The following is a 15,942-nucleotide window of genomic DNA, read 5'->3' on the forward strand; positions in this document are numbered from 1 at the left end:
GGAGAAACTGTGCTTGATGTAATAGCCATTGGGGAATTATTGATAGACTTTACTCCGGTAGGCCGTTCAGTTGGGGGCAACGAGCAATTAGAATGCAACCCCGGAGGGGCTCCGGCTAACGTAGCAGCTGCGCTGTCCCGTTTAGGTGCCAAAGCTGCATTAATAAGCAAGGTTGGTAAGGATCACTTCGGTTCGTTTCTGCACAATACGTTGCTTAGCTGCGAGGTCGACGTGAGTGCGCTTTCGTTTACGGATGAAGCCAAAACAACGCTGGCATTTGTCCATTTGGATGACAGCGGAGACCGATCGTTCAGCTTCTACCGGCAACCGGGAGCGGATACCTTGTTGCGCTCGGAGGATGTCCCGCTCGACAGGATTGGGAACTGCCAGGTGCTCCACTTTGGTTCATTGTCAATGACCCACGAGCCGGCACGTTCAGCAACAAGAGCGGCAGTCGTTAAGGCCCAGGAGGCCGGAGTTTTGCTTTCATTCGATCCGAACATCCGATTTTCGTTATGGGGGAGCAAGGAGGAAGCGAAGCAAAATATCCTGTGGGGCATGAAGCATGCAGATATCTTGAAAATATCAGAAGAAGAGCTTTGCTTTATCACGGGTATAACCGATGTTGAGAAAGGCTCACTCATGTTACAGCAACAATTCGGCATCGCCTTTATTGTCGTTACGATAGGTGAACAAGGCTGCTATTACCGGGTGGCTGCCCATGAAGGTTATGTCCCAGGTTTCAAAGTGAATACCATCGATACGACCGGGGCCGGCGACGCTTTTCTAGGATGCTTATTATATCAAATACTGGAATGCAACATTTCTTTAAATAAATTAGAAAAACAGCAAATCATTAGCATGCTGACTTTTGCCAATGCTGGCGGTGCATTAGTGACAACACGGAAAGGGGCTCTTCAGTCAATGCCGACGATAGATGAAATCAATAAGATCATGGAGTCACATAAACAGATGGGCGAGAAATTTAGACCGGGAATTCATTTTTCGCCTCCATCCCATTGGATGAACGATCCGAACGGATTAGTCTATTACGAGGGAGAATATCATCTGTTTTATCAACACCATCCATTTAGCAATAAATGGGGGCCGATGCACTGGGGTCATGCCGTAAGTCATGATCTGATTCACTGGCAGCATGAGCCTATCGCTTTGTTCCCGGACGAGCATGGAGCCATTTTTTCCGGCTGCTGTGTAGTTGACTTTAATAACAGCAGCGGATTTTTTGCGGGCGCCCATGGATTGGTTGCGATTTTTACCCATGCGGACACAAGTCCAGAGACCGGGCAGCCGCGCCAGCGGCAAAGCTTGGCTTACAGCAGCGATAAAGGCAGAACCTGGCACAAATATGAGGGGAACCCGGTTCTAACCGAGCCTGATCTGGTAGACTTCCGGGACCCGAAAGTGTTTTGGCATGCACAAAGTGAGCGGTGGATAATGACGATCGTCGCGGGAGACCATGTTCGGTTTTATGGATCAGAAAACTTGCGTGATTGGTCGTTTACCGGGGAATTCGGCCGTGAGGAAGGCTCGCATGACGGGGTTTGGGAATGCCCGGATCTCTTTGAATTGCCGTTCGATGACAGCGGGCGTTCTAAATGGGTGCTTGTCATCAGCATTGGGGATAACCCTTCCAGTCCGGAAGGATCACGCACGCAATATTTTATCGGAAAGTTTGACGGAAATACCTTCATCAACGACAATTCGCCTGATCATATCATGTGGCTGGATCATGGTCGGGACAACTATGCAGGTGTTACCTGGTCGGATCTACCTGAGCAAGACGGACGGCGCGTGATCATCGGATGGATGAGCAATTGGAAATATGCCAACGAGACGCCTACCGGCGCCTGGAGAGGCGCAATGACGCTGCCACGCGTTTTGTCATTGACCCATCGGGATGAGGGCATCGTACTAACCCAAATGCCTGTCGGGGAAATCGAGCAGCTTCGAAAAGAATCGTGGGACTGGAATATGCTCACGGTAGCCCCTGAGTTCCCGTATGTGCTGAAGATGAAGGATGACTTGCTGGAGATTGAAGCGGACATCGATATTCGATCAGCCGGCGAGGTTTATATCAAAATGCAATCGTCCGGGCAAAGTGAGACTTCAATCGGATATGATCCTGTACGCCAATGGCTATTCATCGACCGTTCCAAATCAGGCATGACGGATTTTCACGCGTCGTTTGCGTGTAAGCATGGCGCCAGATTGGTTCCGGATAACGGGAAAATCAGGCTGCGCATCTGGCTGGATCGCAATGCGGTTGAAGTGTATGCGAATGAAGGGCTGGTTGCTCTCACGGATCAAATTTTCCCGGATTACCCGATTAATGAGCTTTCCATAAGTACGGAATCAGGGCAGGTTGTGCTGAACTCGCTCCATGTCCATGCACTTCAGTCTATTCATGCTTCCAATAACAACATAGGACAGACATCAGGGAGGGATGAAGCGTGAGCCAAACATCCGACAATCAGGGGCTGATGATGTATTGGCCATTCGATGAAGGAACCGGAGCCAATGCTGTGGAGAGCATATCTCAAGTACGGGATGATATTCAGTACGTATTTAATCAAGCCGAGTTTACGCAATCCTGCGATCCGCAGTGGAAACCGGGAGTCATGGGAAACGGGCTGCTGTTCGACGGCTACTCGACATACATTTCCCATCGGTTTAAAGAGGGAAATGTGAACCGAAAGACAGAATATCGATCAGCACTGAGTATCGGAGTATGGGTGGCTCCCCGTTCCTATGAATGGGGATTTGAAGGTAAGCTGTCAGCCATCGTGAACCGCTACAACATGGATCGCCAGCAGGGTTATCTACTGGGCATGTTTCGTCATGGCTGCTGGTCCTTCCAAGTCGGGCTGGAAGGAGGAGACTGGAAGGAACTTTGGTCGCCGGACGGTCTTGAACTGCCAAAAAACAATTGGTCTTATATCAATGCTGTGTTCGATGGGCATCAAGGGGAAATGAAATTGTACTTAAACGGCAGCGAAATCGCTTCGGCTGAGCTGCCTAGAAATTCCCGTTTGGCCGAAGCGGTCGACACGGAACTACTCATTGGCAAAAATAATCACAGCAGCCAATGGGCGGGCGAATTTAGCCTTCACATGTTTAGCGGTATCATGGATGAACTCAAAATTTATAATCGCGCTTTGAGCGCGGAGGAGATTGCCTCATCTTATCGGCAAGTGTTGAATGATGCCTGCGGAGGAGTCCATCCGCAATTAGCGTATGATGAGATCAAATTGGATCGGACACCTTTGCTTTTGGATCGACACAGACCGCAGTATCATGCCAGCCCGCCGGCGCATTGGATGAACGAGCCCCACGCTCCGATCTATTTTGATGGTCAATACCACCTATTCTATCAACATAACCCTCTTGGGCCATTTTTTTATCACATTCATTGGGGACATTGGGTAAGCGAGGACCTGGTGCATTGGCGTGATCTTCCTGTGGCATTAGCCCCTGAAAAGGATTCGCTCGCACCGGATGGGATCTGGTCTGGAAGCGCGACCTACGATGCAGACGGCCTGCCTGTCTTGTTCTTTACAGCGGGCAATGACGGTGCTTCGCCGAATCAGAGCGTGGCGCTTGCACGAAGTACCTATACCCGGGATGGAGACCCGGATCTGGTTCATTGGGTCAAGCATCCGGTACCGTTGATTGTACAGAAGAAGGGCATGGGCGTATTCGGTGATTTCCGGGATCCGTTCGTGTGGAGGGACGATGACGGATGGTTTGCATTGGTCGGGTCCGGGATCGAAGGCGAAGGTGGAGCAGCGCTGGCTTTTGCGTCTCAGGATATGCTGAACTGGACATACAAAGGGCCGTTGTTTAAAGCGGATATTCAGAGGTTTCCTTATCTGGGCCCCATCTGGGAGCTTCCCGTGCTTCTTCCCCTTGGCAGTGATAAGCAGGGCGTGAACAAGCATCTTTTACTGGTCAGCCCTGTGGGACAGGGAGCGGATGTCGAGGTATTCTATTGGATCGGGCAGCTTGACAAGCAAAATCTATCATTTATTCCGGATCAAGAGGAACCGCAATTAATTGACGTTGGTGATTTTCATTTTACTGGCCCGAGCGGAATGGTCGATCCGAAGACCGGCAGAAAAATCATATTTACGATTGCCCAAGGCGACCGAACTCTCGAACTGGAATATCAATCGGGTTGGGCTCATAACGCCGGTTTGCCGCTAAGCGTGTATTTGAGGGAGGACGGACGGTTAGGTATTGAGCCGATTCAGGAGCTTCAATCGCTGCGTGGCGCCAAACGGATATCGCTCCAGGACAAATCATTGACTGAGTCGAATGAACGGCTTCAGGATGTTCGAGGCGATATGCTTGAAATCCAGTTGGAAATCGATTCGGGCAGCGCCAAACGATTCGGGATCAAGATCCGCCGTACATCGGATGGAGAAGAAGAGACACTTCTGTTTTATGATATGAACCAATCCATGTTCTCTGTCGACCGAACCAAAACCACACTTGACCCGCGAGAAAAGTGCGGAGGAATCCAGGGCGGCAATGTGGAGCTCTTAGGGGAGAATCTAAAGCTTCACATTTATTTGGACCGCTCCATGGTTGAAGCCTATGCCAACGGATTGAAAAGCCTTACGACCCGGGTGTATCCGAGCCGTACGGATGCTTTGGGGCTTGAAATTTGGGGAGACGGCAGTCTGACAGTCAAATCGATGGAAGTATGGGATATGAAGCCCATCTGGGAAGAGAGGAGAATTTGATATGAATTCAACGGAACAGCAATTTTATTCCTGTCAAGACCTCGTGAAGCGATTATATGATCTTGAATCGCTTGCTGCTCTTTTGAGGGGGTTATTGAGAAATACAAAGGGGATTATTGGGGGCTAAATAACCAATGTTTGAATGCCGCCACCGTTTACTGGTATCAGGAGCAGGGCACAAGCGATGCGTACATGCCCGTTTCCTTGGATGAACGATTAAGCCACTTAAACCATCAGGAGGGATGAAGATGAAGGAATTTTTCTATCGACCGGAGAACGCCTGGGTAGGGGACGTTATTCCCTATTATGAAGACGGGGAGTTTAAGCTGTTCTATCTGCACGGCTGGCGGGATAACTACCGGGAGGGCCTTGATCACGGCTGGTATCTTGTCGGAACGAAGGACTTCGTCAATTATCGGGAAGAAGGACCCTGTAAGATTGAAGGCGGCACCGGTCATATTCTGAAAGTGGACGGCATCTACCATATGTTCTATTGCATATTCCCACCGGGCAAGCAGCTGGTATGTCATGCGATCAGCAGAGACTTGAAGACCTGGGAGCCCATTCCCGAGGATACCTTTGCAGCTGACGATCGCATCTATGAGCTTTCCGATTGGCGCGATCCCTTCGTGTTCTGGAATGAAGAGGAAGGCCAATATTGGATGCTGCTTTCGGCGATGGCGAAAGGGCCGACCAATCGAAAAGGGTGCACCGCGCTGCTGTCATCCAAGGATCTGAAAGCCTGGGAGTACCGTGAACCTTTGTACGCGCCGAATCTGCACGTGGGGGCTCACGAATGCCCCGATTTGTTCCGAATCGGGGATTGGTGGTATTTGATTTATTCCTCTTACACGGGAAGATTTGCGACATTTTACCGGATGAGCCGCAGCCTGAATGGCCCTTGGATTACCCCAAAGGAGGATACTTTTGACGGGAGGGCCTTCTATGCGGCCAAATCCGTGGCTGACGGACAGAAACGTTACCTGTTCGGGTGGAATCCAACGAAGAATGACGATTTATTCGGCTGGAATCCTCCGAAGTCCCAGGGCAAGGATTACGACACTTGGGACTGGGGCGGGAATTTGGTTGTACATGAAATCATACAGCGTCCGGATGGCACCCTCGGCGTCAAAGTGCCAGATACGGTCGATGCTGCATTTAAAGAACTGATGCCCGTGCGCTTTAACCGTGTTGAGGGAGCGTGGCTCGATTCGGATTGCTCGCTCTCCTGCGAGTCGCCGTATGGGTTTGCTGGCTGCACGACCCGGGAGGATCTCCCAGATCAGTGCAAAATATCCGCGAGTGTTTCATTCTCCGGACAAACACAAGGACTTGGGTTCATGCTCCGAACAGAAGACACCCTGGATGCGGCCTATTATATTACATTTGAACCGCAACGAAACCGCCTTACTTTCCGGGGATATATTATGCAGTCGGAAGAGGGCGGAAAGACATTCCCTTATGAGGTAGAGCTGGAGCGTCCGATTGAGCTTATTCCCGAACGTCCTTACGAAATCAAAGTGTTTATAGACGGCTCGATTTGTGAGATTTACGTGGATGAGAACATAGCGATGAGTGCCAGAATGTACGATATCCAGCATGGGAAGCTCGGTTTGTTTGTCAGTCAGGGCAGTGCTCAATTCAGCGATGTGCGAATCGAGGGTAGAGGATAAAGGGAAAACAAAAAAAAGCATAAGTCTAAGTAAAGATAATGTGATCATCTCAATCACCTCACATTCCATTCCTTGGCTAAGAAAAAAGCCTAAACCGTATACACTTTGTACCAGCTTGAGGGCTCAGAAATCAAGAAAGTTTACAATACTGTAAGCGCGGTTACGTGTAAGGTATTTGGGGAAATCGTTACTTTCCAGCTTAGAAAGCAAGAGGGCAAGCTGCAGGTTCGGCTTGCCTTCTAACTAAGCAAAGATACATGACTCGGGGCGGGGTGAGTTCTCGTGAAGATGAAAGTGGATGACATTATCCGTGGGATTCCAGAGCTAGAGCACAAAATTCTGGGCTTTGAAAATCTTGGCGGAGGCTTGTGCAACGAAACTTATAGGGTGCAAACCAAGCATAAAGCCTATGTTCTTCGCATCAATAGCAGGCAAAATGAATATTTAAATCTGACACGGCGCTCAGAAATCGAAGTGATGAAGAAGGCGCATCGGGAAGGATTTTCCCCTCAAGTCATTGCCGATGATCATCCTGAACATTATGTGGTCACGGAGTTTATCGATGGTCGAATGCTAGAGAAAGATGACCTGGCAGACGAGAACATCAAAACCATGATTATGAATCGCCTCAAAGTTATACATGGCATGGAAAGTCAGGGTCGAAAATGTACGCCTTACGACTTGATTCATGGCTATTTGAGGGGGGCGGATTCGTTTCAAGTCAAGCGCCCGTATGGCTTAAATCGACTATTGGACCGCATAGAAAAAATCGCGCATCAACGGAGTAATGATAAAACTTATAACAATAGGTTCTGTCACAATGACTCTTTCCTGTGCAACATGATCTATACGGGCGACCAGTTGCAGATCATCGATTGGGAGCTTTCGGGAATTGGAGACGTGTTCTTCGAATTGACGCTTATTCCGTTTACCAACCAGTTCAGCGAAGCAGAAGAACGGGAGTGGTTGAGGCTATATTTCGGGCATTTCGAAGAAGATACATTCCACATTTTTCAAGATATGAAATATGTATCGATGGTTCGCGAGGTAGCGTGGGGATTATTCTACAGCTGCCTTACGGAGGACAACAAACATCATGATTTCGATTACTACAAATTTGCCGAGTACTGCATGGAACGAATTGAGCAAGGAATTTATCAGTTGTAGGGTCCTCGTAAGTCAGGCCGATTACGTGGAATGCGGCGTCTTATGTGGGCACGTCAAGCTATATCAAGATTGTCGATAGTGCAGCGGAAGACTTCGGGCATCTCAATGTGGATGATGTGAACGTTCCGACATTGAAGTAGTGAAATTAATAGGAGCACATTCGCGCAGCATGCGGACGTGTATAAAATACCATGAAAGCGTGACTTCATACAACTTCAAGAATCGTCTGGATGAAGTGGAAAGCGTGCAGTGGACTTATGTGTTCCCTTTTCCAGCACGGTGAATGGTTGGATTCTAGAAGGTAAAAGTAGAAAATAATCGGGCAGGGGCCCATTTGCCCTTGCCCGATATTTTGCTTGGTCTATTCCCATAGCATGTTCGAGATCAGCTGGTTCGCCGAACCATCAGTTCTGTCGGAAATACTTCTTCGACAGGTTCGATGCGCTGACCGTCAGACTCGATCGATTTGATCATCAGTTTGGCAGCGGTCTCGGCTAAATCGTTGATGGGATGCCGTATGGTCGATAAGCTAAGCAGTTCGGAGACGGTTGGCATGTCGTCGACGCCCAACACGGCGAGTTTATCCGGAATGGAAATGTTCAAATCTTTGCACGCTTTTAAGGCTCCGATGGCGGATATGTCATTTAAGCAAAACAACGCTTGCGGCAGCTGGTTGTTTTGGACCAAGTTAACTACGGTATCGTATCCGAAAGTTTCCGTCATATCCCCTGTAATAACCGTCGTTAGTTTGCCGTTCTGCCGCAAAGCCTCGCTGGCTCCGTTCAGCCGATCGTCGAATCCGGGAACGTGACCGTGCGGATAAGTCAATATGACCAAATTCTGATAGCCTCGGGATAATAAGTGATTCACGCCGGTCTGACCGCTTAGGTAGTCGTCGACGCGGAGCATATGCGCGCCGTAAGATAAATTGTGGCGTCCTATTGTAATGACCGGTACGTTAAGGTTCATTAACCGGGGCATGAATTTTTCCGTATCCATGGTCGCTTTGACGATGATTCCATCGACCATCTGGATATTCATGAAGATTTCTTCAAAGTCCAGCAAGATAATCTTATATCCCAACGCTTTTAATTGATGTTTGATGACTTGGGCAAAATGCAGGAAATATAAGTCTTCAAAATAACCGTCGTCCGTACTGTCTGATAAAACGAGTCCAATTGTGTGCATTCTGCCAGTGATGAGACTTTTGGCAACAGGGTTCACTTGGTAACCTAGCTTGGTTATCGAGAGACTGATTTTTTCTTTCGTCTCCGAGCCCATTTTCTGAAAGTTTCCGTTCAGGAAATGGGAAACCGTTGCGGGAGAAACACCTGCATCTTTTGCGACTTGAACTAATGTAACCCTTTTATTAGCCATTTCTATACCTCTACTTATATGATTGCGATTTTATCGTCGGTTAGCGCGGACGTCTTTCCAGAACACCTGGTAGTGTAGGAAACGCTTGATGCGGTTCGGTCTGATACCAATAGCAAACGGAGCTCACGTCGTCACTTCTTTCAAATAAGGCCTTCCCGTCATGTCCGATCTGTTGGACGGTGACACGTAAATCCTCTTCAAACAAAATGGGGTCAAGAATATGCCAACGATAGAAGCCGCGCATAGGGCAAGCAGCTCCATCGTAAATATGCGATCTCGTATTGTCTGTTACTTGGAAGTGCGGGAAACCCATAAAGGGAGTGGAGTAGGTTTGTTCATGCACCGGATTACCGTTATCGTATTTCACGAAGCCCCATGCACCACCGAAGTAATCCTCCGCACCCGTCCCGCAGATGGTAGGCCATTCTTGGTCGCCGTCGAGATAAAATTTCACTTCCCCTTCACCATACCAGTAACGCGATAAGGAAGTCCAGGCCATGTAAGTGCCGATATACTTCCCTCTTCCTTTAATTCCATCAATAATTGTATAATCCTGCCCGAGCTGGGTTGGATTTTCTCTGCGAAATTGGGCATGGAAATATTCCGTATCCTCCGGGAGTTCGTCGACAAGCACATAATCAAACTGGTAGAAAAACGCCTCGATCTCTTGGGGATGTTCATTCGTTATAGTTACTCTGGCGGCTTTTTTGAAAGGCATCGCGAAGTAACTGTTCATGCCACCAACCGGATTCACGACAATCGGCAAAGAATTGACGATTGCTCTGGCGCCGAAGCCGTTGCAAAAGAAATCGCCCAGCGGAACTTCCACAGAGGGGGTTTTTTCATCGTCCCAATACATCCGCAATACCAAGTCACGCAATACAAACCAACCGGTCTCGGTTTGGTCCGTCACGGTCATCCAGATGTGTTGGATGATGCCGGTGCCTTCAATGTCGACGAGTGTGGCGGTTTCACCTTGGGCTAACGAGATAAAAGCCTTACCTTTGCGAGCAACGCCAAGCGGGCCGGCTGCTTTTCCTCCTTGGCCTTTTAAGCCATGCGGATTTTCCGCTGTAATCGCTCTGCTTTTTCCCTTCATTCTACCAAAAAGTTGATTCATCGATTGCATGGTTAATCTCTCCTTATTCGTTATCCTTTAACAGCACCGTCGGAAACGCCAGCCATTACATATCTATTCAGTAACAAGTAGGTGACGATGATCGGGATGATACTGATGCAGATGGCCGCAAATGTCTGTCCCCAATCCGTTGCTCCGAAAGCACCGATGAACTCTTGAAGGCCGACGGCAATGGTTTTATATTGTTTGTCGTTCGTAAACGTGTTAGAAAAAATAAAATCGTTCCAAATGAAAATGAAATTGATGGAAGCAACCGTGATTGTGGTGTTGATCGTCAGTGGAGAAATGACTTTCAAGAAGACCTGATAAATGTTACATCCGTCGATGACGGCAGCTTCAATCAATTCATTGGGTACATATCGGTAAAAGCTGGTGAAGATCAAAATCGATAGAGGCAGGGCAAATCCGACCTGGGGAAGGATCAGTGCCAGATATGAGTTCAGCAGCCCAGATTCTTTGTACATAATAAAAAGCGGGATTAAGGTAACCTGAATCGGAATCATGATTCCAATCGTAAAGAAGAGAAGCAGCTTTGAATTCAGCCTTGACTGCATTTTGACGAGAGCAAAGCCAGCCGTTGCACTTAAGAAGACGATGAGCAGCAGGCAACTGAACGTAACAATGGCCGTGTTTTTGATATAGAGCAGCAGGCTGCTATCTCGAAATACAGCGGCATAGTTGTCGAATGACCATAACGTCGGAAGCGAAAACGGTTTTGTCGTTAATTCGATGCTCGATTTGAAGCTGGACAACATCAGCCAGACCACCGGGTAGATTTGGACGATTAGGATTGCGATAACGATAAAGTACAATAGGAAGGATAAAGCTTTTTTTCTGGATAGCATGTTATGCTTCTCCTTTCCTGGAATTGAATATAGCTCGGATAATGAGTACAGCCAGTAGGCTTTCGATGACGATAAATACGGCGATCGCACTTCCGTAGCCATATTGAATACTAGTGAACGCTTTTTTGTACATATAAGTCGTAACCAATTCAGTTGTTGACCCTTGTACACCGATGATATAAGGGATATCGAATCCTCTTAGTGCCCCGGTGGTGCACATGATGAGTGCCAAACTGAGCACATGTTTGATGCTCGGTAATTTGATATGGCGGATCAACTGCCATCCGTTTACGCCGTCGATCGTTGCGGCTTCTTCTATTTCTTTCGGGATCGCGATGAGAGCCGCGTAAAAAATGACCATGTACATCCCGGTAAAACGCCATCCTTCGGGAATGGAGACAGCGATCAATGCGGTGTGCGGATCCGATAACCACGCGCTTTGCAAATGACCTAATCCGATCCATTCTAGAAACATGTTGAGAAGGCCTAGTGGCTGCAGTGAATAAAAGTTACGAAACATCTGAGCGATGGCAACCGTGACCACAACTGCCGGCAAGTAATACAAGGTTCTAAATAGGCTGGCTCCTTTTTTGACGTATGAGAGTAATAGAGCAAAAAACAGCCCGATAAACACCTGCATGAGTACGACGATCACAACGTACACCAAGTTATTTTTAACGGCATTCCAGAAATAGGGGTCTTGGAACATTTTAATATAGTTGCCTAGTCCGATATAACTGGCGTCCTTGATTCCGTTCCAATCCTGAAATCCGTAATTCAGTGATTGAATGATCGGAACAAATACAGTTACTAAATAAAACAGCAAAGCAGGCGCGATGAAAATTAACCATGCCTTCTTATCCTTGAGCACATTCATGTGAATCTCCCCATTTGTTTTTATTGAGAGGTATCCACCCGAGCCAATGATGCCCGGGTGGATGACATACATTTAGAGCAACCATTAGTTGCTGGCGTTTTGGGCAATGGCGTCGTCAATCTGTTTGGCAAAGTCCTCCGGCGTCATTGTTCCCATTGCCAGCTTGATGATCAAATCACTCATGACAGAGTTGGTATCGGCGTCCAGCAAGGTATCCCATGGTTTGGCAAACTCCGAACCGTAATGATCCATATCCTTTTTGATTCGAAGGAATAGTTCGGAGTACTTGGACTCATCTTCAATCGTGAATTTAAGCGGTGACATCTGCTGTTTAGCGACGTAGACATCGCTATAGTTTTTTAATACGTAACTTAGGAAGTCCTTAGTTGTTTCGTCGAAATTGTTGGTTGTTGCGGCCAGTCCGATCCCGCTGTTTCCGAAAAATTCGTTATCCGGTGTTTTGGCATCGTTGATGGTCGGTAGATAGAAATAATCCACTTGGCCCTTGAGTTGTTCCGGCAGATTTTCGTCTACGAAGGATGGGATTTCCCAAGTACCCATACGATACATGGCCGCTTCGCCGTTAAGGAACATATTCTTGGCCGTCGTATAATCTGTCGATGCAAATCCTTTCTGGAAATACTGCCCGATCTCGGATACAAAATTTGCCGCTTGAATGCCGACGTCGTCGGCCATTTTAGCTTTACCTTGGCTCAGATTCCGTGCAAATTCATTTCCTGTGGTACGGAAAGGGATCATAGCTGCATAACGCAGTACAGGCCAGACGTCAACACCATCCACCGCAATCGGAGTAATGCCCTTGTCCTTTAGCGCCTTGCTGATGGTAAGCATGTCATCGATCGTTTTCGGAACCGTGAGATTATTTTCCTCAAATATCTTCTTATTGTACCAGGTCATTTCCAGATGATACTCCAGAGGGAGAAGGTACAGGCTGCCATCGGGCAGCTCCTGATATTTCAGCGCAGGTTCGTAGAACTGATCATACAAACCTTGCTCTTCCAGGAATTGCTTCATGTCAACGAGCATTCCGGCATCCGCCAGTTCCTGGGCGTACGGATCGGCGTCCGTATCGATAAAATCAGGCAGTTCACCAGAAGCAACTAGCGTTCTTAATTTGGTTAGGTAGGAAGGTCTATCAGCGGTCACTTGAATATCCAGTTTGAATTCGGGATGATCCTCCGAATAGCGGTCCGCCAGTTCTCGAACCGTTTGTATGATTGCTCCGTTTTCCGGCCGGGCTGTTAACCACGTAATCGTATTATCTCCCTTAGTTCCAGCACTACTGTTTTCCGAGCCGCCGCAACCTGCGAGAGCGGTTGCAACTAATGAAAAGATTGCGATAAGCGAGAGAACCTTAGACATTTTTCTCTTTTTTGTCGTCATGTGAATACCCCTTCATTTTTTATTTTTCCAATCAAAGTCTCCTTTAAGGAGACTTTAATTGTTTTGAAACAGGTTATTATAGTGATCCTGTCTTGAGCTTGACCTTATTGACTTTAACGGAGCCCTCGTTAGCAAAAAAACCGAGGTGGCCAGTTTTGAAGTTATAGACACGCGTGGTCATCGCGATCTTGTCGTTGACATACAGACATAAGATATCATCTTCCAAAATCACTTTAACCGTGATCTTGTTATGTTCAGAGAACGAAAACGGCCTTTCCAGCTCGATCATCTGAGGTTTGTCGCCGGCAATTTGCCATTGAAAGAATCCAGGTTCGGTTCTAGGCCACATATCGAAAGCGATGCGGTTGTGAAACGGATCGAATTTAATGAAATATCCGGAATCGAGAACTTTGTCGGTTCGCAGCGCGATCCCAAAGTCCTTTGTATCTTTCCAATCCGTAAATGCTGCTTCGACTAGAACCTGGGAAGGCACTTCATTAAATACACGGTAAGCCAATCCATCGGGAGACTCCAGTTCGAATCCGCTTTCATCGTTGTGGCGGCAATGTTTCTCTGATTCTGGAATGACGTCTGCTTCCGTATTAAAATGCTCATAAACCGATTGAGGCATCCGAACAAGTAGATCGCCGTCATTATTTTGATAAATCTCATGCACGACAAGTGTTCCAGCCCATTCCCAATCCCCAAAATCACTTGCTCCCTGCTTGGAAGGAACCCAGCCGAAAGCATATCTTTGCTGGCCATCCGAGGCCGTCTTCGCCGCGTAAAAGCCTCTGCCGTCAAAGGTGTCAAGAATCGGTGAAGAGTATACGCCTTCGATACTTTTGCTTTTTTTGTAATGTGTCACGAACTTTTCGCTAAACGTCGAGTAGACCAGGTAGTGCCAGTCTCCCATTTTGAAATAATCCGGGCATTCCATGGTGATGTATTTGTCCGGACTGTAAAACGGTTCCCGATAACGCCAGCTCTTAAGATCATCGGAAGTAAGAAGGGCAACGCACCCACCTCTTCTTTCGGAGGAATTCATTTGCCTTGAGGTGACGAGCATCCAGTACTCTTGCCGTTCTTCGTTGAAAAACACAAATGGATCGCGCCAATCGAATTGCTCATAAATGACTCCATCTCCATAAAGCTTAAAATCTTCATCTTTCGTCCAATGGATTCCATCGGTACCGGTAGCCTTCAACACGACCTGTAAGGGCTTTCCGTCAACGCAAAATTCAGGGTTGGGATTATGACCGGTGTAGAAAAGGTGATAGTTACCGTTTCGATCCTTAATCACTGAACCGGTATATGCGTTACGGTCCGGCTCGGTTTCGCTACCGTTTGGCAAAGCTACGCCATAATCTTCAAAATCCAAGCCGTTTTTGGTGGTGATCAGGTTCCATGTCGTATGATTCCCATAATCTCCACCAACTCTTTGATCATGGAGATAGTAGAGCTTGTACTCTCCATGGTCATAGAACGGGATCACATCTCCGACCCATCCGTCTTTCGGTTTGTAAAATACTTTTTTCATCTCGTCATCTCCATTTAGTAAAACGTTTTACAAAAACATATTAACACAATTATTATAGTTGTCAACGGTTACAATAGCTTTGTGATATAGGGTTATAAAAAATATTACCAGATATTGAAAACTGAATAGTAAAACGTTTGCCAAACGTGTAGAATAATATCGAAACCATTTACAATTCAGGAGGAACAAACATGAGGATTGGTGCAATTGAAGCGGGAGGAACGAAATTCATTTGCGGGATTGGCAATGAGGAAGGAGAAATTTTGGACCGGATCAGTTTTCCAACGGATATACCCGAACCGACACTTGAGCAAGTAGTAGCGTACTTTAGAGACAAAGACATTGAGGCAATTGGAGTGGGTTCCTTCGGACCGATTGACCTGGATCGTTCCAGTCTCACTTATGGGCAAGTTACCACGACCCCCAAGCCGGGATGGAGCGGGTTTGACTTCGTGGGGTTTATGAAACGAAATTTCCCTGTTCCGATCGGTTTCGATACCGACGTGAATGCTGCGGTGTTCGGTGAGGCAATGTGGGGAGCCGCCAAGGGATTGGATAGCTGTGTATACTATACGATTGGGACGGGTGTTGGTGTAGGTGTGTTTGCGGAAGGCAATCTGATTCATGGTCTTGTCCATCCGGAGGGTGGACATGTATTGACCCGTCGGCATCCAGAGGATCCATTCGAAGGCTTCTGTCCTTATCATGGCGATTGTCTGGAAGGCATGGCCAGCGGACCTGCGATTGAGAAACGCTGGGGATTGAAGGGAAGCGAGCTGCCTGAAGACCATCTGGCTTGGGAGATGGAAGGATTTTATTTGGCTCAGGCCATTTCGGGGGTAATTCTGTTGCTGTCGCCTAAAAAAGTGATTCTCGGCGGGGGGGTTATGCATCAGAAACAGCTTTATCCGCTCATTCGTAAGAAAGTGGCTAAATTTTTAAACGGATATGTTGCATCCCCAGCTATTCTTGACGATCTGGAGAATTATATCGTTTCACCAGGCTTGGGTGATAATGCCGGATTGTGCGGTGCTCTTGCACTAGGTATTGAAGCTAGTAGCAGTAAAGCAGGAATTCATTATGGCGGGTTAAAGTTTGACGACTGACATTGCATCAATAATATGTACAGGGGGCTTTCAATAATAGAATTTTTGG

The 15,942-nt window shown here is 47.5% G+C and carries 11 protein-coding genes; 5 read left to right on the top strand and 6 right to left on the bottom strand.

Annotated elements, in window-relative coordinates; genetic code table 11:
- Positions 1 to 9 precede the first annotated feature (9 nt).
- The 4 genes from GYMC10_RS31840 to GYMC10_RS12880 all read left to right on the top strand — a co-directional run bounded on the left by GYMC10_RS31840 (position 10) and on the right by GYMC10_RS12880 (position 7,606).
- A complete protein-coding gene (locus GYMC10_RS31840) occupies positions 10 to 2,475 on the top strand; it encodes a PfkB family carbohydrate kinase (protein WP_015734847.1) in 2,466 nt (821 codons plus the stop codon).
- Positions 2,472 to 4,766 carry a GH32 C-terminal domain-containing protein gene (locus GYMC10_RS12870; protein ID WP_015734848.1) on the top strand — a complete coding sequence of 765 codons (2,295 nt, stop codon included), beginning with the start codon at positions 2,472 to 2,474 and terminating at the stop codon, positions 4,764 to 4,766. The genes GYMC10_RS31840 and GYMC10_RS12870 overlap by 4 nt, the downstream gene beginning before the upstream one ends.
- A 248-nt stretch (positions 4,767 to 5,014) precedes the next feature.
- Positions 5,015 to 6,439 (top strand): glycoside hydrolase family 32 protein, encoded by a 1,425-nt coding sequence (locus GYMC10_RS12875; protein WP_015734849.1) that lies wholly within the window; start codon positions 5,015 to 5,017, stop codon positions 6,437 to 6,439.
- A 288-nt stretch (positions 6,440 to 6,727) separates the two neighbouring features.
- Positions 6,728 to 7,606, top strand: coding sequence for a phosphotransferase (locus GYMC10_RS12880; RefSeq protein WP_015734850.1), 879 nt, complete (start codon positions 6,728 to 6,730; stop codon positions 7,604 to 7,606).
- A 384-nt stretch (positions 7,607 to 7,990) separates the two neighbouring features.
- On the opposite strand, the gene GYMC10_RS12885 is transcribed toward GYMC10_RS12880, so the two are convergent.
- From GYMC10_RS12885 to GYMC10_RS12910, 6 genes are all read right to left on the bottom strand, one after another.
- Positions 7,991 to 8,983, bottom strand: coding sequence for a LacI family DNA-binding transcriptional regulator (locus GYMC10_RS12885; RefSeq protein WP_015734851.1), 993 nt, complete (start codon positions 8,981 to 8,983; stop codon positions 7,991 to 7,993).
- 40 nt (positions 8,984 to 9,023) lie between these two features.
- The gene (locus tag GYMC10_RS12890; RefSeq protein ID WP_015734852.1) at positions 9,024 to 10,112 is read right to left on the bottom strand and encodes a glycoside hydrolase family 172 protein; all 1,089 of its coding nucleotides are present in this window, start codon (positions 10,110 to 10,112) and stop codon (positions 9,024 to 9,026) included.
- A gap of 20 nt (positions 10,113 to 10,132) precedes the next feature.
- A complete protein-coding gene (locus GYMC10_RS12895) occupies positions 10,133 to 10,966 on the bottom strand; it encodes a carbohydrate ABC transporter permease (RefSeq protein WP_015734853.1) in 834 nt (277 codons plus the stop codon).
- A 1-nt stretch (position 10,967) separates the two neighbouring features.
- Positions 10,968 to 11,843, bottom strand: coding sequence for a carbohydrate ABC transporter permease (locus GYMC10_RS12900; protein WP_015734854.1), 876 nt, complete (start codon positions 11,841 to 11,843; stop codon positions 10,968 to 10,970).
- Positions 11,844 to 11,927: 84 nt separating this feature from the next.
- Positions 11,928 to 13,247 (bottom strand): ABC transporter substrate-binding protein, encoded by a 1,320-nt coding sequence (locus GYMC10_RS12905; RefSeq protein WP_015734855.1) that lies wholly within the window; start codon positions 13,245 to 13,247, stop codon positions 11,928 to 11,930.
- A gap of 76 nt (positions 13,248 to 13,323) precedes the next feature.
- The gene (locus GYMC10_RS12910; RefSeq protein WP_015734856.1) at positions 13,324 to 14,787 is read right to left on the bottom strand and encodes a glycoside hydrolase family 32 protein; all 1,464 of its coding nucleotides are present in this window, start codon (positions 14,785 to 14,787) and stop codon (positions 13,324 to 13,326) included.
- A gap of 191 nt (positions 14,788 to 14,978) precedes the next feature.
- On the opposite strand from GYMC10_RS12910, the gene GYMC10_RS12915 reads away from it, so the two are divergent.
- On the top strand, positions 14,979 to 15,893 hold the full coding sequence (locus GYMC10_RS12915; protein WP_015734857.1) for an ROK family protein: 915 nt from the start codon (positions 14,979 to 14,981) through the stop codon (positions 15,891 to 15,893).
- Positions 15,894 to 15,942 lie beyond the last annotated feature (49 nt).

The sequence above is a fragment of the Paenibacillus sp. Y412MC10 genome, from assembly GCF_000024685.1.
Lineage (GTDB): Bacteria > Bacillota > Bacilli > Paenibacillales > Paenibacillaceae > Paenibacillus_AQ > Paenibacillus_AQ lautus_A.